This is a genomic window from Gracilimonas amylolytica, from assembly GCF_002911695.1.
GTDB lineage: Bacteria > Bacteroidota > Rhodothermia > Balneolales > Balneolaceae > Gracilimonas > Gracilimonas amylolytica.
This window is the reverse complement of sequence record NZ_PQBS01000037.1, coordinates 21292-42172: the sequence shown is the minus strand read 5'-3', so window position 1 is coordinate 42172 and position 20881 is coordinate 21292. Positions and strand designations below refer to the sequence as shown.

20 protein-coding genes are annotated in these 20881 nt (G+C 45.9%); 8 read left to right on the top strand and 12 right to left on the bottom strand.

Going from position 1 to position 20881, the window contains the following annotated elements; all coding sequences use genetic code 11:
• Positions 1–75 precede the first annotated feature (75 nt).
• The 6 genes from uvrA to C3B73_RS09605 all read left to right on the top strand — a co-directional run bounded on the left by uvrA (position 76) and on the right by C3B73_RS09605 (position 8140).
• Positions 76–2913: an excinuclease ABC subunit UvrA gene (uvrA, locus tag C3B73_RS09630; RefSeq protein ID WP_103665397.1), complete on the top strand. Its 2838-nt coding sequence runs from the start codon at positions 76–78 to the stop codon at positions 2911–2913.
• A 58-nt stretch (positions 2914–2971) separates the two neighbouring features.
• Complete coding sequence (locus tag C3B73_RS09625; RefSeq protein ID WP_103665396.1) at positions 2972–3526, top strand: hypothetical protein; 555 nt, start codon at positions 2972–2974, stop codon at positions 3524–3526.
• Between the two features lie 144 nt (positions 3527–3670).
• Positions 3671–5485, top strand: coding sequence for a protein translocase subunit SecD (gene secD / locus C3B73_RS09620; RefSeq protein ID WP_103665395.1), 1815 nt, complete (start codon positions 3671–3673; stop codon positions 5483–5485).
• 40 nt (positions 5486–5525) lie between these two features.
• Complete coding sequence (secF, locus tag C3B73_RS09615) at positions 5526–6437, top strand: protein translocase subunit SecF (RefSeq protein ID WP_103665394.1); 912 nt, start codon at positions 5526–5528, stop codon at positions 6435–6437.
• Positions 6438–6461: 24 nt separating this feature from the next.
• A complete protein-coding gene (locus tag C3B73_RS09610) occupies positions 6462–6803 on the top strand; it encodes an STAS domain-containing protein (RefSeq protein ID WP_103665393.1) in 342 nt (113 codons plus the stop codon).
• Positions 6804–6865: 62 nt separating this feature from the next.
• Positions 6866–8140: an adenylosuccinate synthase gene (locus tag C3B73_RS09605; RefSeq protein WP_103665826.1), complete on the top strand. Its 1275-nt coding sequence runs from the start codon at positions 6866–6868 to the stop codon at positions 8138–8140.
• A gap of 77 nt (positions 8141–8217) precedes the next feature.
• On the opposite strand, the gene C3B73_RS09600 is transcribed toward C3B73_RS09605, so the two are convergent.
• The 10 genes from C3B73_RS09600 to C3B73_RS09555 form a co-directional block, all read right to left on the bottom strand.
• Complete coding sequence (locus C3B73_RS09600; RefSeq protein ID WP_103665392.1) at positions 8218–8946, bottom strand: sulfotransferase-like domain-containing protein; 729 nt, start codon at positions 8944–8946, stop codon at positions 8218–8220.
• A 71-nt stretch (positions 8947–9017) separates the two neighbouring features.
• Positions 9018–9941 (bottom strand): aminotransferase class IV, encoded by a 924-nt coding sequence (locus C3B73_RS09595; protein ID WP_103665391.1) that lies wholly within the window; start codon positions 9939–9941, stop codon positions 9018–9020.
• A gap of 529 nt (positions 9942–10470) precedes the next feature.
• Positions 10471–11142 (bottom strand): FAD-binding oxidoreductase, encoded by a 672-nt coding sequence (locus tag C3B73_RS09590; protein ID WP_103665390.1) that lies wholly within the window; start codon positions 11140–11142, stop codon positions 10471–10473.
• 68 nt (positions 11143–11210) lie between these two features.
• Complete coding sequence (locus tag C3B73_RS09585; protein WP_103665389.1) at positions 11211–11678, bottom strand: nuclear transport factor 2 family protein; 468 nt, start codon at positions 11676–11678, stop codon at positions 11211–11213.
• Positions 11665–13197 carry a sodium:solute symporter gene (locus C3B73_RS09580; RefSeq protein ID WP_103665388.1) on the bottom strand — a complete coding sequence of 511 codons (1533 nt, stop codon included), beginning with the start codon at positions 13195–13197 and terminating at the stop codon, positions 11665–11667. The genes C3B73_RS09585 and C3B73_RS09580 overlap by 14 nt, the downstream gene beginning before the upstream one ends.
• Before the next feature lie 2 nt (positions 13198–13199).
• Positions 13200–14165 (bottom strand): N(4)-(beta-N-acetylglucosaminyl)-L-asparaginase, encoded by a 966-nt coding sequence (locus C3B73_RS09575; protein WP_103665387.1) that lies wholly within the window; start codon positions 14163–14165, stop codon positions 13200–13202.
• Between the two features lie 57 nt (positions 14166–14222).
• Entirely contained in the window at positions 14223–14810 is a 588-nt protein-coding gene (gene rdgB, locus C3B73_RS09570; protein WP_103665386.1) for an RdgB/HAM1 family non-canonical purine NTP pyrophosphatase, read from the bottom strand.
• Positions 14807–15067: a PQ-loop domain-containing transporter gene (locus tag C3B73_RS09565; RefSeq protein WP_103665385.1), complete on the bottom strand. Its 261-nt coding sequence runs from the start codon at positions 15065–15067 to the stop codon at positions 14807–14809. Before C3B73_RS09565 ends, rdgB begins: the two co-directional genes overlap by 4 nt.
• A gap of 6 nt (positions 15068–15073) precedes the next feature.
• Complete coding sequence (locus C3B73_RS09560) at positions 15074–16069, bottom strand: adenosine kinase (protein ID WP_103665384.1); 996 nt, start codon at positions 16067–16069, stop codon at positions 15074–15076.
• 149 nt (positions 16070–16218) lie between these two features.
• On the bottom strand, positions 16219–17451 hold the full coding sequence (locus tag C3B73_RS09555; RefSeq protein ID WP_103665383.1) for a S8 family peptidase: 1233 nt from the start codon (positions 17449–17451) through the stop codon (positions 16219–16221).
• A gap of 258 nt (positions 17452–17709) precedes the next feature.
• Here C3B73_RS09555 and C3B73_RS09550 point away from each other — a divergent pair, with 258 nt between their 5' ends.
• Positions 17710–18273, top strand: coding sequence for an NUDIX hydrolase (locus C3B73_RS09550; RefSeq protein WP_103665382.1), 564 nt, complete (start codon positions 17710–17712; stop codon positions 18271–18273).
• 81 nt (positions 18274–18354) lie between these two features.
• Positions 18355–19284 carry a 2-hydroxyacid dehydrogenase gene (locus tag C3B73_RS09545; RefSeq protein ID WP_103665381.1) on the top strand — a complete coding sequence of 310 codons (930 nt, stop codon included), beginning with the start codon at positions 18355–18357 and terminating at the stop codon, positions 19282–19284.
• Positions 19285–19357: 73 nt separating this feature from the next.
• Here C3B73_RS09545 and crcB read toward each other — a convergent pair whose 3' ends face one another.
• Together crcB and C3B73_RS09535 are read right to left on the bottom strand one after the other, a co-directional pair.
• Positions 19358–19750: a fluoride efflux transporter CrcB gene (gene crcB / locus C3B73_RS09540; protein ID WP_103665380.1), complete on the bottom strand. Its 393-nt coding sequence runs from the start codon at positions 19748–19750 to the stop codon at positions 19358–19360.
• 2 nt (positions 19751–19752) lie between these two features.
• Complete coding sequence (locus C3B73_RS09535; RefSeq protein ID WP_103665379.1) at positions 19753–20844, bottom strand: branched-chain amino acid aminotransferase; 1092 nt, start codon at positions 20842–20844, stop codon at positions 19753–19755.
• Positions 20845–20881 lie beyond the last annotated feature (37 nt).

Genomic DNA, 20881 nt, shown 5'->3' with positions numbered 1-20881 from the left:
TTTTAAGGAATGAAGGCATTCGGTCAGCTGTTTTTGTATTTTGTGAAGTTCTGAATTTCAAAAACAATCATTCCATTGCAGCATAATATTGTAGTACGCGGAGCACGCGAACACAACCTTCAAAATATTGATATCGATATTCCCCGCGATCAGCTTGTGGTCATAACCGGACTCTCCGGTTCAGGGAAATCTTCACTCGCCTTCGACACCATCTACGCGGAAGGTCAGCGCCGATTCCTGGAATCCCTATCCGCCTATGCCCGGCAGTTTCTGGGTATGATGGAACGTCCTGCGGTAGATTTCATTGACGGACTTTCACCGGTGATCTCGATCGACCAAAAGACCACCAACCGAAATCCCCGTTCCACGGTTGGTACGGTCACAGAGATCTACGATTTTCTCAGGTTGTTGTATGCCCGCGTTGGTACGCCCTACTCCTACAAAACGGGCAACAAAATGGAAAAGCAGTCCGCCGATCAGGTAGTTGCCAATGTGATGGACATGCCGGAAGGCACCAAGGCCTATTGCCTGGCTCCGGTGGTACGGGGACGAAAAGGACACTATCGCGAGCTGTTTGAACAAACCATCAAACAGGGGTTTGTGAGTGCCCGCATTGATGGTGAATTCCACGACCTGGAAAAAGACATGAAGCTGGATCGCTACAAAACTCACAATATTGAGATCGTGGTAGACCGCTTTGTGATCTCTCAAAAAAGTGAAAAACGCATTGCCGACAGTATTCGCCTGGCCCTGGAAATGGCCGATGGAAACGTGATCCTTGCCATCAAAGAAGACGATGAATTTAAGGACCAATTGTACTCACAGAATCTCTTCGATCCGGAGAGTGGTCTGGCATATGAGGATCCTGCCCCAAATTTATTTTCCTTTAACTCACCCTACGGTTACTGCAATACCTGCGAAGGCCTGGGCTACACCTACGATGTAAGCTGGGAACTTCTGGTTCCAAATGAAGAGCAAAGCATAGCTGAGGGCGGGATCCGCTTTCTGGGAGCCCCCCGGGATATATTTGTATTCAAGCAGCTCAAAGCCATTCTCAAAACTTTTGATCTGGATTTCGATACTCCGATCAAGGACTATCCGGAAGAATTGAAAGACCTGCTTATGAATGGCAGCGGAGATCAAAAATTCTCAGTCAGTTATGATTTCAAGGATAATTCCGTCACTTATAAACATAAGTTTGAGGGCCTGCGAAATACCATCACCGATCAGTATCACAACAGTAAATCTAACAAGCAGCGTGATAAGGCCAAGGCCTTTATGGATAAGGTGACATGTCCCGATTGCGAGGGTGGACGGCTCAATAAAGAGGCCCTCTCCTACAAAATTGACGGATACACCATCCACGACCTGGTGCAGAAAGATATTCAGGAGCTGCGTGATACCCTGTATGGAATAAACCTCACAGAGCGACAGCAGATCATCGGTAATCAGGTGCTGAAGGAGATCCGAGACCGGCTGGACTTCCTGTTGAATGTCGGGCTGACCTACCTAAGCCTGGACCGTGAGGCACAGACACTCAGTGGCGGTGAGGCTCAGAGAATTCGCTTGGCCACTCAAATAGGAACTCAACTGGTAGGTGTTCTCTATATTCTGGATGAGCCAAGTATTGGCCTTCATCAGCGAGATAACATCAAACTCATTCGATCTCTTGAAACGCTCAGGGATCTTGGCAACTCAGTGCTTGTGGTAGAACATGACCGGGAGACTATTGAACACGCTGATTTTGTGGTAGATCTTGGCCCCGGAGCCGGTGTTAATGGCGGTCATATCGTAACCTCTGGTAAACCCGACGAACTGGATCCAAATTCGGATACCGCCAAATTCCTGAATGATGAGGAAGTCATTGCCATCCCGGAAAAACGACGCAAAGGCAATGAAAAAACCATCAAAGTTACTAACGCCCGGGGACATAACCTGAAACATCAGGAACTGGAAGTACCGCTTGGCAAGTTCATAAGTGTGACCGGGGTGAGCGGGAGCGGGAAAAGTTCGTTGATCAATCAGACGCTGGTACCTATACTTTCCAATCACTTTTACAAATCCAAAACGGTTCCCCTTCCCTACGATACTATTGAAGGCATCGACAATGTGGATAAGATCATTTCCATCGACCAAAGTCCGATCGGGCGAACCCCGAGATCCAATCCCGGTACCTACACCAAGGTATTCGATCACGTTCGCCGATTGTTTGCTGAATTACCGGAATCGAAGATCCGCGGTTACGATCAGGGGCGATTCTCCTTTAATGTGAAGGGTGGCCGCTGCGAAGAATGTAATGGAGATGGTGTTCGCAAGATCGAGATGAACTTCCTGCCTGATGTGTACGTGACCTGCGAAACCTGCAATGGCAAACGGTATAACCGTGAGACTCTCGAGATCTACTACAAGGGAAAAAATATCTCTGATGTACTCAAAATGCCGATCAGTGAAGCTGCTGAGTTTTTTGATGCCCAACCGGCCATCAGCCGAATTTTAGGCACCATGGTGGATGTGGGGCTTGGATATCTCACTTTAGGGCAATCATCCACAACCCTCTCAGGTGGTGAAGCCCAGCGGATCAAACTGGCACGTGAGCTATCTAAAGTGGGAACCGGTGATACCTTATACGTGATGGATGAACCTACCACAGGACTTCACTTTCAGGACGTGCGCATGCTGGTGGATGTGATCCAAAGGCTGGTTGAAAAAGGAAATACGGTGATGGTCATCGAACATAATCTGGACCTGATCAAAGCAGCCGACTGGATCATCGACCTTGGTCCTGAGGGCGGTGCGGGCGGTGGTGAGATCATTGCGACCGGAACTCCGGAAGAAGTGGCCGAAATAGATCGGTCACATACCGGCCGTTTCCTGAAAGAAGAGTTTGAAAGACTTGCGAAGGTCACCGTTTAGTAATTTTTCTGAAATTCTATTCATAATGGATCTTTAGTTGTTTATATTTTAGGTCTGTATGAAATTTTTCCGCCAACATATCATCCAAACCTATGGGGCAGCGCTGCTGCTGGCCGGGATCATTGTTTATTTCCTGAAGCCGGCCGGTGTGCACGAAACGCACGATGCCTTTGCTTTATGGTTGCAATCCAACCTGAAAAATAGCAGTAATGCCGGCGTTGCAGATCAGATCCGCGGACTCTCATCCTCACAAGAAGGTTTCGAGACCGTTGTAAGGCAGGCTTCTGCCCTTGTAACAGCCCACGCCGAAGATTTTGAATTACCGGTCAGAGATGGATCTCAGGATGAAAGTGAAGTGTACCAACTGCTGATCAAAGAGTGGAATTCCTATCAGGAATCCTCATCGGGCATGGCTAAAGCTGTGATCATTAAACAGGCTCAGCCCTATTCCCTGATCCCTGCAGATGGATTTTCACCCAATGGAAAAACAACGGTAGCGTACTCAAAAGATGAACCGATCGCTGCAGAAACAGGGAATCAAAGTAACCCCGAGCCTGCTACCAGCTACCACCTCTCTCCTTTTACCAGTGGAACGGCCATAAACGCTCCATAGCGACCAACGACTTTTCTTTATTTTTGGTAACAGGACCTTAAGATGTGGTTCTGATGCTACACTGATCCGTTACTTATTAACAGACGGATCCGATCATTTTTCAAAACATCCAAAACAACAAATTACTTAATAAATCATATTACCATGCAAGGAAACGGATTTAAAATTGGTACGATAGTGGCTTTCTTAGCCCTTACCATCTACTACCTGTACCCGACGGTGCAGTATCAACTGGAGCAGAATTATATTGAGGATCTCAGTGCTTCTGAAGCGGCTCAATACACCGAAGAAAACGCGGAGAAACTTGAAAACCTTCGCTCAAATATACTTTCCCTGGGGCTTGACCTTCAGGGCGGAATGCACGTAACCCTTGAAGTGGGTGTACCCCAGCTGATCAGGGAACTGGCCGGCGAAAACGCCGACGAATTATTGAATGACGTGATCGATGTAGCTGATCAGCGTTCTATTGAAAATAACAGTGACTTCATTGATGAAATGGTTGCTGAGTTTGAATCAAGGGATCCTGATGCGCGCCTGAGCCGTTATTACCGAAATGACGCCATGGATATCACCCGTCGTTCTACCAACGAGGAGATCGCCACTTTCCTGAAAACGCAGCGACAGTCTGCCCTGGATCGTGCCATCGAAATTATCAGGACCCGTGTTGACCGTTATGGTGTAACCGAGCCTTCTATTGTGAAGCAGGGACAGAACCGTATTGTGGTTGAGCTTCCGGGTGTTGAGGACAAAGAACGTGTGCGTAACCTTCTTAAAGGAACGGCACGACTGGAATTCCGTTTGGCGGCCGATGCTGACGAATTTCGTTCATTCGTAAATCAAACCTACGAGTATTACGACTCCTTTGAGCAACCAGCTGACACTGCAGACAGCGTTGTAAACAATCAATTCAATCCTTTGGATGAAGTGCTTGTTCCGGCTCAAAACCCTTACCTGTTTGGCTACGCAACGCCTGATGACACCTCACGGGTTATGGACCTTCTTAGAAATGAAGAAGTTCAGCGCATGCTGCCGCGAAACACCACGGTAATGTGGAGTGCAAATCCTCTTCCCGGACAAGCAGGAGAAGAGCTTTATCAGCTCATCGGTGTGAGAACTCAGGTTGAACTGACCGGCGATGTGATCGAAGCGGCCAGCGTTCAATTTGATCCCGCCACCAACGTGCCTGAGGTATCTATGAGCATGAACAGTGAAGGAGCCCGTAAATGGGGACGTATCACCGGTGCCAACATCGGGAAACCGGTTGCCATTGTACTGGATGGTTTTGTTTTCTCTTATCCTAACGTACAAACCAAGATCTCCAATGGTCGATCATCCATCACGGGACTTGATGGAGTAAGTGAAGCGGAGGATCTGGTTAACATTCTGCTTTCAGGTGCCCTCCCGGCTCCTCTTGAGATCATGGAAGAGCGTACCGTTGGTGCTACCCTCGGTGCTGAATCCATTCAGGCCGGATTGAATTCCATTCTTGTGGGACTTGGGATCGTGGCCATCTTTATGATCGTTTACTACCGAACCGGTGGAGGTATTGCTGACCTGGCATTGCTGCTTAACATCATCTTTATTCTCGGTATTCTGGCTGCTTTCAAAGCCACACTGACCCTGCCGGGTATTGCCGGTATTGTACTGACCATTGGTATGGCGGTAGATGCCAACGTGCTGATCTTTGACCGTATTCGTGAAGAGCAGCGCACCGGAAAAACCATCAAGGCATCGATCGAAGCCGGTTATGCAAATGCCATGAGTGCTATTGTGGATGCCAACGTAACCACCTTCTTTGTTGCTATCATCCTGTTCAGTTTTGGAGTGGGGCCGATCAAAGGTTTCGCCGTTACGCTGATGGCAGGTATTGTAGCTTCTCTCTTCAGTGCCATTGTGATCACCCGTGTTGTGGTTGATTACCTGACACAAACCAAGAAGAGTGCAGTAAGCTTCGGTTGATCCACAAAAAGAAATTTAAAACGACTAAAAGACTAATATTATGAGATGGTTTGAAACACCAAGTATTGATTTTAACGGAAAGCGCAAGATAGCTTATATCCTGTCTGCCGTGCTTTTCATCGCCTCCTTAGGGGCAATTTTGACGAAAGGACTCCAGTACGGAATTGACTTCCGCGGAGGTAAAGAATTCGTTCTCGATTTTGAGGACCCGATCAGTGTGGTTGAGCTACGTTCAGATCTTTCTGAGCCGCTTGGAAGTACCCCGGAACTGAAACTTTTCGGTTCCGACAGTGAGATCCTCATCAGAACCGATAATGAACAGGAGATCGCTGAAGTTCAGCAGATCATATCCTCCACGGTCAGGGAATTTCATCCCGATAACCCCTTTATCGTGGTAAAAACAGATGTGATCAGTCCCCGTTTTGCAGAAGATCTGAAATGGGGAGCTCTTCAGGCTGTGATCTATGCCATTGTGATCATCTTCATCTACATCCTGATCCGTTTCCGAAACTGGACCTTCTCGGCCGGTGCGGTAGCAGCTCTCGTGCATGATGTGGTGATCGTACTCGGTATCTTCACGATACTGGGAGACTGGGTTCCATTCAGCTTGCAGATCGATCAGGCATTGATCGCCGCTTTCCTCACCATTGTGGGTTACTCCCTTAACGATACTGTGGTTGTATTTGACCGCATCAGGGAGAATTCAAACGTCCACAAAGGGATGGATTTCATGCCGATGGTGAACAAGAGCCTGAATGACACCTTAAGCCGTACGGTAATTACTTCTTTAACCACCTTGTTTGTGGTGCTTGTGCTGTTTATTTTCGGCGGAGAAGTGCTGAAAGGATTTTCATTTGCACTGCTGATAGGAATCGTTTTGGGTACTTACAGCTCACTGTTTGTAGCCAGTTCTTTAGTGGTTGAATTAGAACAACGCACAAAACAATCTTAAAATCTTAAAACAACAGGTAATTCTATGAGCTTTAATACATCAGAACGCTACAACAGCGTTGTTATCGAATTTAAGGGAAATGTAATGGGTGGCCCTGATGCGGTTAGTCTTAACGAAAAACTGCACGAACTCATCGATGCCGGTAAGACCAATGTTGTAGTTGATCTTGGTAAAGTTAAATTCATGAATTCATCCGGTCTCGGTATGCTGATTGGCGGCCTTACCACCATGCGTAAAGCGGGTGGAGATCTTAGGATCGCCAATGCAACCGACAAGATCGAAAGCCTGTTGGTTGTCACCAAATTGATCACGGTCTTCAAACACTACAAATCAGTGGAAGAAGCCGCCGAATCATTTGACGATTAATATTTGATTTAATTCTATAACTGATAAGGGGTGTTTTGCACCCCTTTTTTATTGATTTACTTATGAGTACAAGAGTTGTAATTGGTGCCCAGTGGGGCGATGAAGGTAAAGGCAAGATCGTCGATCTTCTCAGTTCTGAATCGGACTTTGTGGTTCGTTTTCAGGGTGGAGCCAACGCCGGTCATACCCTGAAATTCGATGACAAAAAAGTCGTTCTCCACCTCATCCCATCCGGAATTTTTAACGGGGACGCTGATTGTGTGATCGGCAATGGTGTGGTCATAGATCCTGTGGCCCTGGTTGAAGAGATCAAAGGGGTGCAGGACATGGGATTCAGCCTGGAAGGCCGGTTTTTAATTAGTCAAACCGCCCATGTGATCCTTCCCTACCATAAGCTGCTGGATCAGCTGAAAGAAAAACGCCGTGGCGGAGATGCGATCGGAACCACCGGTCGGGGCATTGGCCCGGCTTATGTCAGCAAGGTATCTCGCATTGGGATCCGAATGATCGACCTGCTGGATCGGGAGACCCTAAGAACCAAGATCGATCAGAACCTGACTGATATAAATTTTGCTCTTGAGAATCTTTATAAGGAACCGCTGCTTAGCACAGACGACCTTATGAATGAGCTCGAAGACGCCATTCAGACCCTCGAGCCTTTTATCTGCAATACCACCAATTTGTTGCACGAAGGTATCAATGAAGGGAAAAACATTCTACTGGAAGGCGCCCAGGGTACACTCCTGGATGTTGATCACGGCACTTATCCGTACGTTACTTCATCCTCTCCTACCTCAGGCGGGGCATGCATTGGCTCAGGAATTCCCCCAACCGCACTGGATAAGGTGATGGGTATCACCAAAGCCTATTGCACACGTGTTGGAAACGGACCTTTCCCAACGGAATTACTCGGTGAGACCGGGGAAGAACTGCGCAAGAAAGGAGCCGAGTTTGGAGCTACCACCGGTCGCCCGCGACGCTGTGGATGGCTGGATCTCGTAGCCCTAAAATATGTGGTTCAGATCAACGGTATGAATGAGCTTACTCTCACCAAAATGGATGTGATGGATGGCTTTGACGAGATCAAGGTTTGTACCTCTTACAAGATCGATGGTGAAGAGACGAAGGTTTTCCCTCTCTCGCTGGATGAGATCGAAAAAGTAGAACCGGTTTATACCACCCTGCCCGGCTGGAAAAATTCTATTGAGGGCATCACAGATTGGAATAAATTGCCTTCAACGGCTCAGTCCTATATCCGTTTTATAGAGGAATATCTTGGAGTGAAGTTTACCATCATATCAACAGGACCAAAACGAAGTGAAACGATCAGACTTTGATCCGACCTGAACTATAGTTCAATAATAATTTACTCAAAAAGCTCACAGGCTTAATACAGACTGTGAGCTTTTTTTTATTAATCTCCGGCGTAAGTAAGAAGCTCTTCGTAGGCTTCTTCACATTGCTCCAGCAGATCTTCAAGGTGTTCAGGAATCGGATCAGTAGAGGCTTTATAAGCCTTAAAACCGGTAGAACGGTGTACGTTATGGTACCAGTACTTAGCCCATACTCCATCCTCTTTACGCGGACCTGCCGGCCATTTCAGCATAGCTTCATCAAATGGAATTCCAAGGGTTCCGCAGAGCTCTCTTAAACGGGATTGAGGGTATTGCAATATATCCTTGGCATCAACGATGACCGGTTTCTTCCCGATCGATTTCAGGTATTTGACCAGTTCAAGATGCTTTTCATAGCCAACATCCTGCATGGTTGGATTCTTCACATGCTTGGAATAGGATATCAGCATTTCCTTCGGGGGGCGGGTCAGGATCACATTCGTGGTTTTTTCCATAAACCCCCAGTCCAAATTCACCAGATGGTGGGTCATATTTTTAAAGAATGCGATGGGGGTATCATAATCTCCCAAAATGACCTCATCTATAACTTTTTGGCCGTCATTCTCCTGACTTTGTATGACCTCATCAGCTCCGGGATGATATTCATTGGCATCCGTATTTACCAGATAATGAGCATATAGGGGCTCATCAACAATAGTCGTATCCTCTCTTTGACCAAAAGCATACATTAGTGCGGTAGAGATATTACGTGGACCGCTCCACAAACAAATTCGTTTTGTCTTTAGCATGTATTCTGTCTTTACTTTTTGATTACGACCTGAAGTATTCCATTCAGGCTCATATTAAATTCTTATTTCGTCTAAACCGACCTTTCGCTCACAGTACGATCAATTTCCTGTTCATATAACTTCTGAAGTTTGGAAACCATCCTTCCGGGAACCGATTCTGATATCACCCGACCATCAATGGCGGTAACAGGTGTCAGGCCGCCAAAGCTTCCGGTAACGAAAGCTTCATCCGCTCCATACACATCGAACAGTGAAAAATTCTTCTCTTTGCATACAATTCCATGTTTATGGCAGACCTCGATCACCTTGCCACGGGTGATCCCATTCATGCAATATTGACCGGTAGAGGTCCACACTTCATCACCCTTCACCATAAAGAAATTCGTGGCGTTACAGGTCGAAACAAATCCATTCACATCAAGCATCAACGCCTCATCCGCTCCGGCCTCTATGGCCTGAATTAGAGCCTGTACTTCATGCAGCTTTGAATGACAGTTAAGCCGGGGATCCAGATAATCCGGCGACCCTCTTCTGATCGTGCTTGTAAATAAGGTCACCCCTTTGTTTCGGCTTTCGGGATCGGCTTTTTTATACTCTGCAATGATAACCAAATTAGGTCCTGTAACTGTTAGTCGTGGATCCTGAGATGGAGTCTTCTTGATTCCCCTGGTGAACATCAGGCGAACATGAACGCCATCGGTCATATCGTTGGCATCCAGGGTTTTCCATATCGCTTCCCGGATCTGCTCACGACTCATCTTAAGGTCCATTCCAATAGTCTTAGCCCCCTGGAACAATCGATCCAGATGCTCATCCATAAATACAAGTACACCATGATGAAGCCTGAATCCTTCCCAGACTCCATCCCCCACCAGGTAACCACTGTCAAATACAGAAATCTTAGCCTCTGGACGAGGTTTTAACTCTCCATTTATGTAGATGAGGACATTTTCATTCCTCGGATCATCCAATGCGTTATGGGTGCCGTGTGCCATTTAATTTTTAGCAAGAACATACATAAAACAGAAGAATAACTCACCTTTTGACACTTATCTATAAATACCTGTATGCACTATTCATACAGAGAAGGTATTAAAAAAAATATGCTCACTTGTTCTGAGATGTTCTAAAAATGTAGCTATCTCCATTAAATGCACCTTTGGTTTGAAATCAGCAGTTGCTTGTCAGGCGCACATGAAGCTCGGTTCAAATGATCTGAAACCCAAAAAGCCTAGATCATTTGAATAAGGAGAAATGCTTCCACATTCTGTTAGAAATAAAAAAAGGACCCCTCTGATCGTATCAAAGAGATCCTCTGTTTTTTAAGAAAAACACCCCGAAAAACCGGAAGGTTAACAAGATGAACAAATTCGGGTTAGCGATTTGTTCAACCTTAAAGTATTACAAATATGCCTTAAAACAAGCGCTGAGGCCGTTTGTAATGTGAACCGGTTCTGAACCGGGGGAAATCAGGGCTTTAAAATCACTTAAACACACCTTAATGATGTGAACTTGATGTGGACCTTACTCTTCAAAGATCAAAGCATCAGGATCTGCCCCTAATTCCTTGAGGTAATTCATCATTGATTCGTTGAATGGCCCCGGACCACAGACGTAGAAGGGCTGATCAAGATCATCGATCCTGGAAGCCAGAAAATCCTTATCAATAAATCCATTCAGGAAGATATGCTCATCCGTGGGATGATCGGTGATCACGTTTATGAAGTTATGACCTAACATCTCACTAAACTCTTCTTTTAGAATAATATCTTTGTCAGCCTTATTGGAGAAGATCAGCTTATTATCTCCAATTTCTCCTTTCTTGTGAAGGTCTCTGAAAATAGCGATAAATGGAGTAATGCCTGCGCCACCGGCAAGAAAGGTGCCTTCGCCTTTGTACTGAATCGTTCCCCAGGGTTCTTCAATGATCAATGCATCCCCTGCCTTAAGCTTACCGATCTGTTCAGTCACCCCGTCGTGATCCTCATAGATCTTGATCACAAATTCAAGATGTTCATCCTCATTCAGAGAGGTAAAGGTAAAAGGACGTTTTTCATCTCTCCACCCTTCTTTGTCAATAGCTACCTCTGTAGCCTGACCGGGTTCAAATTCATAGCCCTCAGGTTTTTCGAGGGTCAGTTTCTTCACATCGTGAGTTACGGATTCGGTTTCAAGTATCTTAACGTTATGTGCCATAATATTTTGTGCTTTTAAGATTCAATTATAACTACAAAATTGATCCTTAAAGAATTCAGAATGGCTTTTTAATTCTCTTTCATGAACCGCTTCATATTCGTATATGCCTGATTCTGTACTTTTCTCTGTAGCAAGGAATTCCAACCCAATACGACACCAGGAAGACCCAAGGCCTGCCGACTCCACTTCCAGAAATCGAAGGTGTCAACATGTTCTATGATCAATCCATTTTTGAAATTGAACCGGGTATGGATATGGTTGTGTACCATACGGTCAGTTTGAGAAAACAAATATTTCGCATTCAGGGTAGCTCCCCCTTCATCTTCATCAGCCCATACTTCATCATAGTGAAACTCGAATGCCTTGGCTCTTTTGCAAAGCATGGTCCACATACCGGCTATTTCGTCTTTTGAATTCAACTCAAAGATCGGATCCCTAAACGTGGCTTCCGGATGGTAGCATTGGATCATTCCTTTATGATCCAGAGTTTGCAGCGCCGAATATAGCTTATGGATCGTTTCTTCATTCTCGATCATTTCCCTTACCCCTCACACGGTTTGATATTAATCCCGTCAGCACTACGATCAATGAACCCACCAGGGTATAAAGTGGCCACGCAATGGCAAGCCCATTTCCCGGTAATACATTTTGAATGGGTCCCTGAACCATAAATAGCAGGGCGAACAATCCCGTAAAAAAACCGATCATAGCATCCCGTTTATCCGGTTTATCAAACAACATTCCTAACAAAAACGCACCGAGTAGTCCGCCGTATGTATACGAGGCAATACCTAATCCAAGTTCAACGATAGCAGGCCTTTCTCCCCCCTGAAGCTGAAGGAAAGCAAAGAATATGGCTGAAACGGAAAGGATGATCCCCCACACCAATGTGATCTTTCTGGAGATGGCCAGGTCCTCGGCATCCGTGTTTGATTTTCCAAAATAGGGTTTATAAAGATCGTAGGTAGTTGAGGAGGCCAGTGAGTTTAGTGAGGAACTGAGGCTACTCATAGCAGCCGCAAATAGTGCCGCAACGATCAGTCCGGATATGCCTACCGGTAGTTGCTCAACTATGAATTTGGCAAAGATCTCATCGGTTGTAGCCAGGCCAAGTGCTTCTGCCGAAACGCCTTCATAGAACATAAAGAGCAGCAATCCAATCCCAAGAAACAACCCAAACTGTAACATGGCTAATATTCCGCTCCAGATCATGGCTTTTTGGCCCGACCTCAAACTTCCCGTTGCCAATACCCTTTGTACCAATAAATGATCGGTTCCATGCGAGGCCAACGAGAATACGGCTCCACCCACAATAGCAGTGATCAATGTGTAGGGCTGACGGATGAATTCCTCGAAACTCATATCAAATCCGATATCAATGATCTTAAGTTTCTCGACAGGCAGTGAAAAGTCCTGCGGCAGGTTATTCCATAGCACGAATATCGCAATAAATGCACCACCTATATATACGAGCATCTGTACAAAATCCATCCAAACCACCGCCTTTATCCCTCCAAAGAAGGTGTAAATAAGTGTGATCCCTGTGATCACCGCAATGGCAATGATGTACAGCTGAAGGTCACCCATGCCGGTAAAGGCTCCACCCAGACGAAGGATTATGGCTAACGGAATTGCCGTAGCAAATAATCGAACCCCATCTGCCAGCAGACGCGTGATCATAAAAGTGGTACTCGCTGCATTTCGCATTCCGGCTCCGAACCTCCTTTCCAGAAAGGTATAAGCCGTTAACAGTTCTCCCTCATAATATTTTGGCAGAAAGAACAGAGCAACCCCAACTCTCCCGATCACATATCCTACTGTGATCTGCAAAAAAGTGAGGTTACCACCGTAAGCCACGGCAGGAATACTAATGAAGGTCAGCGTACTCGTTTCAGTTGCCACGATGGAAAATAGAACGGCCCACCACGGCATTCCTTCCCCGCCTAAAAAATAATCCTTATTGGAGGTCTGCTTACCCGAGGTTCTCAACCCAAGAAAGGCCACCCCAATCAGGTAAACAACAATTACGATGTAGTCAATGATTGAAAATTCCATATTTAGTAAAGGTGCTCTGTAGGTTCGGTTCGCATTCCATCAGGATCCGTAACCACTGCATCAAACCCTTGCCTGATGCTGAATCCTCCATACGCCCCATCTACATTCAGGGCAATGTATGCCACCTGAACCCCCTCTTTGTTTTTGGGATCCCGCTCGATGATCCGCTCAACAGCGATCTTACAGGCCTCACTTGGTGAATGACCGGCCCGCATCATTTCTACCACCAAATGACTCCCGGCTGTTTTGATGACTTCCTCTCCCAGTCCGGTTGCCACGGCTCCCCCAATTTTAGGGTCAATGAATAGACCTGATCCGATAATGGGTGAGTCTCCGACCCGACCGTGCATCTTCCAGGCGGCACCACTTGTGGTACAGGCCCCGGAAATTCTGCCCTGTTTGTCCAAAGCCAGCATTCCTATGGTATCATGATTTTCAATGTTGATGGCGGGCGGGGTGTAATCTCCACGTTCCAGCCATGCTTCCCACGCTGCTTTGGATTCCGGGGTCAATAGATCTTCTTCAGGAAATCCCTGTGAAAGGGCAAATTGTTTGGCTCCGGGACCCACCAGCATGGCATGTGGACTATCGGTCATGATCTTCCGGGCCACAGAGACCGGGTGTTTGATATTTTCAAGGCAGGCTACCGACCCGCAGTTACCGGTTTCATCCATTACACAGGCATCCAGGGTTACTTTCCCATCGCGGTCGGGTCTTCCGCCAAAACCAACGGTACTGTTATCGGGATTGGCTTCTTCAACTTTCACCCCTTCTTCCACCGCATCAAGAGCATAGCCGCCGTTTGACAATACTTTCCAGGCTGCCTGATTAGCATTGGTCGCGGTTCTCCAGGTTGAGACCACTACCGGTTTTTTACCCGGGTAGGATTTAGTGGAAGCAAACCCCCCAAATCCCAGCGGCAGTATGCCTGCTAATGAGGTCTTTAAAAATTGTTTACGATCGAACATACCTGATATCTTTTAATTAGTGCGATAGCAGGTAGATAAGTTATTCAGAGATCAGATTCACATCTCTTTCAGGAATTTCACAAAATTTTCAACGGCTTTACCACGGTGGGATATCATATTTTTGGTTGAACCGTCCAACTCTGCAAAGGTTTGATCATAACCATCCGGCCTAAAAATAGGATCGTATCCAAATCCTTCGGTTCCCCGTTGGTCTTCAATGATCTCACCGTTGCAAATCCCTTCAAAGGTAAACTCTTCATCCCCATCTACCAGAGCAACGATAGTTCTGAAACGGGCATTTCTGTTATCAACTCCTTCCAGTTCATTCAGCAACTTAAATACATTGTCCTCATAAGTGGCGTCGGGGCCCGCAAATCTGGCGGAATAAACCCCGGGTTTTCCATTCAGAGCTTCCACTTCCAGGCCCGTATCGTCAGAGAGGGCAGGCAGGCAGGTCTCTTTTGCCACATACCGGGCTTTTTTGAGGGCGTTACCTTTCAGCGTTGGCCGGTCTTCCACAACCTCATTGAGTTCAGGAAAATCAGCCGTTGAAAGCACTTCAATTCCCAGGGGACTCAGCAGCTGCTGCATCTCCCCTATCTTATGTTTATTTCTGGAGGCAATGACGAGCTTACTAATATTCATATCTCTTTTCTTGGAAAGAATTTATAATACAGGTTTATCCCGCTGCCAAGCGTCAAAAGGGCATTCAATGCCGTAAACACCTGATCTTCAGTGAGAACGGAATAAATGGTTAGCAGTAAACTTGAGGTAAAATACATGATGATGAAAGCCAGGTTCATCTGTGTATTTCCCTTTTTGATGGTATCCAAGGTTTGAGGGATCCAGGCAGCAACCAGTATTCCAAAGCCTGCCCAGCCCATGAGTTCAATTCCTGTCATTTTGTTCTATTTTAATTCGTGAAGTATTTCCTGAACCTCGTGCCATTTCAAACGCGGACCGTATTGGGAGACGATCTTTGAACCGGCCAGACTAGCGAGTTTCCCTGAATTGGCAAAGCCCAAATCATTGGTGATTCCATACAGGAAAGCACCTGCAAACATATCTCCGGCTCCGTTCGTGTCCACGGCTTTTACATCGTAGGGTTCAATATCGATGAAAGTATCTCCGTCGTATATCATAGCTCCGTTTTTTCCCTGGGTGATCACGAAGCGTTTGGCTTCTTGTTTCATAGCTTCCCGAGCCTCAGCCATGTTATCTTTTCCGGTAAAAGTTAAAGCCTCCTGCTCATTACAGAATAACAGATCGACCGAAGCACCGATCACTTCCCGGAACTGGGGACGAAAATGCTCTGCGATAGCCGGATCAGAGAGGGTAATAGACGTTTTAATGCCATTTTCCTCAGCCACTTTTTTAGTGTATTTCATGGCATCCAATCCCCCTTCTGATGTCACGAGATATCCTTCCAGATACACATATTCTGAATCTTTAATGGCTCTATCGTCCACTTCATTCACCGATAATCCGGATGAAATTCCCAGAAAGGTATTCATGGTACGATCGGCATCTTCGGTCACCATAACCAGGCATTTGCCGGTTATACCTTCTTCTCTCTGCTGCCGGTCAAAGTTTGTGGGGATGCCGGCCTCTTCCATATCCTTTAGATAGAAATCACCAAATTCATCGGCCGCCACTTTACAGGAATAAAACGATTTCCCCCCAAACTGATTGACCGCAATCATTGTGTTAGCCGCCGATCCTCCGGATTTTTTTAGTGCGTTGTTATGATCTATGGCTTTTATGAGCCGGTGCTGAGTCTCCTCATCAACCAGGGTCATCAGGCCTTTTTGAACCTCATGTTCCTTTAAAAAATCCGGTGATACTTTAAATTCAAGATCGACCAGGGCGTTACCAATTCCGTACACATTGTACTTTTTCTTCATAAGTAGCTTTTCAGTATGTCCAACTATGATATTTAAATTTCAAGACTTCAAAAATACGTACATGTGTTCAGCTTTAAAAACCGGCAGACAACAAAAAAGCCTCTCCGGAACACCGGAGAGGCTTAACACTGTAAATCGTATTTAAACTATCAGTTTACAATGATCGGATCCGGATTTCCGTCAGGATCTCCGTTCACGTTACCGTCGGTACTGGCGTTTCCAAGAAGCAGAACTCCGGCCGCATGCGGTGAGGCCATAGAAGTACCACTGATTGAATTATAACCACCACCTTTCCAGGTAGAATTAATGCTCACACCCGGAGCGGCATAATCAACGGGGGGATTTCCATAATTTGAGAAATAAGCCCAGTCATCATTGCTGTCCATTGCAGAAATGGTATAGATATTCGAACCATTGACCCGTGCCGGTGAAGAGTTATAGGCATCTGTACTTTCATTTCCTGCAGCCAGTACAAACTTGATCCCATTTGAAGAGGCCGCAAGTACGGCATCATCCAGTGCCTGAGAGGTTGGGCCACCCAAACTCATATTAGCAACATCTCCGTTGGAACCGTTGGCTCCAACATGATCAACTCCGGCAATAACACCGGAATAAGAACCACTTCCACGGCTGTCGAGTACCTTCACAGGAATGACCGTAGCACCGGCGGCAACTCCGATCACACCTTCATTATTATCAATGGCAGCGATCGTTCCGGCTACGTGTGTTCCGTGGCCGTTTCCGTCGTCAAGGCTTTTACCGTCGCGTCCGGATGTAAAGGCATTATAACCTCTAGATGCATCAACATTGAGGTCAGGATGGTCCAGATCGATCCCGGAGTCAATGACCCAGGCTACATTACTGCCCGTGTAAGTGACACCGCCATTAACGCGGGTAATTCCATAGGGAGTTTCCTGAGTTGAACCGGAATCTCCTCCATCATCTCCGCCACCGTCACCCGGATCTTCCGGGTCATCACATGGGCCACCACGTGGAGTTCCACAAGGAGGAGCAAAGGTGTAGATCCTGTCTTCCTCGATATAATCAACATTATCACTGTTTCTAAGTTTGTCTAACTGTGCCTGATCTAACTGGGCTGTAAAACCTGCGATCACGTTATTGTACTTATGAACGATCTTATCAGGAGCGATCTTAGCTTCTGCTACAAGTTGACTGCGTACTTCTTCAACCTGCCGCACATCACCAAGCTTGAATTTGCCTGAGTCTGAACCCTTCATGACCACAATATATTGGCCATCAATGACCTTATCTATGGCTTGATCGTTGGTTTCTGCAACTTCAGTTACATTTTGACATCCTACTACTGCAAACATCAGTACCAATGCCCCAGCAGTTATTTTTCTTAGTATTCTATTCTGCATATTTAGTTTAACCTGATTTTGGTTATGGTTCTATTTATACCCGAGTGAATGAGTTATAACAAGTAATTGTTGAATAAGAGATACACTTAAACTTTATGTACATTCAAAATCCAAATGATATAAAGCGATGTATCACTTGCACATCGGTTATCATACATTAAACAGTTTTAATTTTCCACTTTGTTACAAAATAAATTTCACAACTATTTACAAGAACGTTTAAAAAGCCGACTTCCGGGGCGACCATCTCAACAAAAAATGGCGCCTCACCCGCTGAATGGCAGAAATACTCTTCGTAATTACGAACCGGCTAATGATGATTTCAGAAACAGCAGTGTGCTTGTCCCTCTGATCTCATGGAAGGATGAACTTGAAGTTATACTCACTTTGAGAACGCAAGACATCAATCATGGAGGACAGTTAAGCTTTCCCGGTGGTGGAAAAGAAGGTGACGAAACCATTTTTGAGACGGCCCTACGGGAATCGCAGGAAGAGATCGGGTTACATAAGCATGGAGTACATATTGCCGGAACTTTGACCACCCTGTATGTAGGGCACTCGGATAACATGGTTACCCCGGTAGTGGCCTTTTTGGAAGAGGAGCAGCATTTCACCCCAAATCCGAATGAGGTGGATGAGATCATTTCTGTCCCCCTGAACAAACTGGTGGAAGAAAAGAATCTGGTTTTTGAGGAATGGGATCTCAGAGGCACTCCCTACCGTGTACCTTTCTGGAATATTCACCGGGTACCGCTTTGGGGGGCAACCGCTATGATGATGAGTGAACTCATTGAGCTTTATCAGGATTTTCTCAACGAGTAACCATAGCTGATTTTTACGCTTCCTTTTTAAAAACCTGTACCATCGATTTCTTATCTTTTTGATTCATCAATTTGAGAACACATGTCACTATTACTGATCGCAAAGAACAGAGATTTTACTTCACTCAAAGAAGCCATTCAAGAGCTGGATCCCAATGTGGATGTGGAAGTCTGGCCACGGGTCGATAAGAAGGAACGCGTCAATTTTGCCGTATGCTGGAATCACCCTGAAAAGGTTTTAGGAAACTATCCTAATCTTCGGGCAGTCTCCTCTCTTGGCGCCGGAGTCAATCACTTATTGGATGATGAAAGCCTGCCGAACGATATTCCAATTTCACGTTTGATCACAGATTCACTGCAATCTCAGATGGGGGATTATGTTTTGAATGCCATCACTAATTACCGGCTTCACACATATCGGTATTTTGATCAAAAACGAACCGGCGAATGGAAACCTCACGGCAATATTTCTAAGACATCTACCCCCATTGGGATCATGGGCTTGGGCGAAATGGGATTACATGTTGCGACATTATTGTCGCAACAGGGATACAAAGTAAATGGATGGTCTCGCTCTAAAAAAGAACTGAATGGGGTTTCCACTTTTGCCGGAAATGATGAATTAGATGCCTTTTTGAATGAAACAAAAGTACTGGTGAATCTCCTGCCACTTACCGAAGAAACTGATGGAATCTTGGATCTCGACCTTTTCAAAAAACTGATAAAACCTGGCTACCTCATTAACGTTGGGCGTGGCAGTCATTTGGTTGAAGAAGATCTTATCTATTCATTCGACATGGATTACCTGGAAGGAGCCTGCCTGGATGTGTTTGAAGAAGAGCCTTTACCTAAGAATCATACGTTTTGGAATCGACCACAGATCATGGTCACCCCTCATGTTGCGGCTATCACTCCGGCTAAAGAAGCGGCTAAGGTGATCGTAGAAAATTATAAGCGGGCTATGTCGGGTATGGAACTGATGTTTGAAGTGGACAGGGAGAAGGGGTATTGATTTGAATATCAAATATTGAACCTGCCTCGCCGGTAGGCAGGTATTGAACAAGGAATTTTGAAGTGGAGAGTTATTAGCTGAAGAGTCTGATGAGTTGATATCCGAGCCAGACGAAGATCAATCCAAATAGTACTTGAACAGCGAGGTTGGCCAGGCTCAACAGGATTTTACCGTTTTCGAAGAGGAGAAAGGTTTCGTGAGAGAAGGTGGAAAACGTGGTAAATCCGCCGAGTATGCCCACAAATATGAACAGCCGGAATTCAGGATTACCCCACGATTTAAGCTCAAACAGTCCGGCTAATAATCCGATCAGTAAACAGCCGATCAGATTGGCCGCTACCGTACCATAGGGAAATTTTGAATCCGGGGCCTGAGAGATGGCAAATACTGAGATCAAATAACGAAAAACGGCTCCAATGAAACCACCGGAGCCGACTGCAAGAATTTTGATCAGATCAACATTCATGTTTAAATTCCGATCTTATGAACCCATCCAAAAGTATCTTCCCTTCTTCCGTATTGGATACCGGTGATCTCATCAAAACATTTCTGCGCAAATTCACCCGGTTTATCCCGATCCAGTTCAATATTTTTGCCCTGATGATGAATGAGTCCCACCGGTGAAACCACTGCTGCGGTTCCCGAACCAAAGACCTCTTTCAGATCTCGATTTTCGTAGGCTTCGAACAATTCATCAATGGAAATACGTCTTTCTTCCACATTCAAGCCCCATTCTTTGGCAAGAGCCAAAACGGACCTTCGGGTCACTCCGGGAAGTATGGACCCGGTCAGAGCCGGTGACACCAGTGTATCCCCGATCAGGAAATGGATATTCATGGTTCCGACTTCCTCAATATACTTGTGCTCTTTTGCATCCAGCCACAACACCTGTGTATAACCGTCGGCTTTAGCCTTCTTGGCAGGCAGAAAACTTCCGGCGTAATTACCGGCTGCTTTGGCTTCTCCGGTTCCACCCTCAACGGCACGTACATATTCATCGGTTGTTGTCAGGGAAACGGGATTGAATCCCTCTGCGTAGTATGCCCCTACCGGTGAAGTTATGATCTGATAGGTGAACTTATCGGATGAGCGGGCAGCCAGCAGATCGTCGGAGGCAAAAATGAACGGACGGATATACAAGGCCGTACCGGCTTTCTTTGGGATCCACTTACGATCCAGCTTAATAAGGGTTTCAAGGGCTTCGATAAATGTCTCAAAATCCGTTTCGGGAATGCACATTCTGCGGCACGAATTATTGAACCGCTGATGATGCACATCCGGCCTGAATATATGTACGGTGTTTTCATCTGCATAAAAGGCCTTCATGCCTTCAAAAACGGCCTGACCATAATGTAAGACATTGGTTGCCGGAGTGATCTGAAATGGCTCATACGGCTTAATGAGCGGCTCACCCCACTTTCCATCCGCATAGACCATCTCAAACATGTGGTCCGAGAATTTTCGGCCGAAAACGAGGTTGTCAAAATCGACTTCGTTGATACGGCTTTTGGTTACTGGCTGTACGGTAATTCGGGTATTCTCTATTGTCTCGTTCATCATGATATTAAAATAACACCTTTCGAAATAAATTACAGTT

What these genes read in the sequence shown, in the direction of transcription:
- C3B73_RS09545 (WP_103665381.1), top strand. Translation starts at nt 18,355, where the DNA reads ATGTCACTATTACTGATCGCAAAGAACAGAGATTTTACTTCACTCAAA.
- C3B73_RS09560 (WP_103665384.1), bottom strand. Translation starts at nt 16,069, where the DNA reads ATGAAGAAAAAGTACAATGTGTACGGAATTGGTAACGCCCTGGTCGAT.
- C3B73_RS09550 (WP_103665382.1), top strand. Translation starts at nt 17,710, where the DNA reads ATGGCGCCTCACCCGCTGAATGGCAGAAATACTCTTCGTAATTACGAA.
- C3B73_RS09585 (WP_103665389.1), bottom strand. Translation starts at nt 11,678, where the DNA reads ATGATCGAGAATGAAGAAACGATCCATAAGCTATATTCGGCGCTGCAA.
- C3B73_RS09580 (WP_103665388.1), bottom strand. Translation starts at nt 13,197, where the DNA reads ATGGAATTTTCAATCATTGACTACATCGTAATTGTTGTTTACCTGATT.
- C3B73_RS09605 (WP_103665826.1), top strand. Translation starts at nt 6,866, where the DNA reads ATGAGTACAAGAGTTGTAATTGGTGCCCAGTGGGGCGATGAAGGTAAA.
- C3B73_RS09600 (WP_103665392.1), bottom strand. Translation starts at nt 8,946, where the DNA reads ATGCTAAAGACAAAACGAATTTGTTTGTGGAGCGGTCCACGTAATATC.
- secF (WP_103665394.1), top strand. Translation starts at nt 5,526, where the DNA reads ATGAGATGGTTTGAAACACCAAGTATTGATTTTAACGGAAAGCGCAAG.
- C3B73_RS09625 (WP_103665396.1), top strand. Translation starts at nt 2,972, where the DNA reads ATGAAATTTTTCCGCCAACATATCATCCAAACCTATGGGGCAGCGCTG.
- C3B73_RS09535 (WP_103665379.1), bottom strand. Translation starts at nt 20,844, where the DNA reads ATGATGAACGAGACAATAGAGAATACCCGAATTACCGTACAGCCAGTA.
- C3B73_RS09555 (WP_103665383.1), bottom strand. Translation starts at nt 17,451, where the DNA reads ATGCAGAATAGAATACTAAGAAAAATAACTGCTGGGGCATTGGTACTG.
- C3B73_RS09610 (WP_103665393.1), top strand. Translation starts at nt 6,462, where the DNA reads ATGAGCTTTAATACATCAGAACGCTACAACAGCGTTGTTATCGAATTT.
- C3B73_RS09595 (WP_103665391.1), bottom strand. Translation starts at nt 9,941, where the DNA reads ATGGCACACGGCACCCATAACGCATTGGATGATCCGAGGAATGAAAAT.
- C3B73_RS09575 (WP_103665387.1), bottom strand. Translation starts at nt 14,165, where the DNA reads ATGTTCGATCGTAAACAATTTTTAAAGACCTCATTAGCAGGCATACTG.
- rdgB (WP_103665386.1), bottom strand. Translation starts at nt 14,810, where the DNA reads ATGAATATTAGTAAGCTCGTCATTGCCTCCAGAAATAAACATAAGATA.
- secD (WP_103665395.1), top strand. Translation starts at nt 3,671, where the DNA reads ATGCAAGGAAACGGATTTAAAATTGGTACGATAGTGGCTTTCTTAGCC.
- crcB (WP_103665380.1), bottom strand. Translation starts at nt 19,750, where the DNA reads ATGAATGTTGATCTGATCAAAATTCTTGCAGTCGGCTCCGGTGGTTTC.
- C3B73_RS09565 (WP_103665385.1), bottom strand. Translation starts at nt 15,067, where the DNA reads ATGACAGGAATTGAACTCATGGGCTGGGCAGGCTTTGGAATACTGGTT.
- C3B73_RS09590 (WP_103665390.1), bottom strand. Translation starts at nt 11,142, where the DNA reads ATGGCACATAACGTTAAGATACTTGAAACCGAATCCGTAACTCACGAT.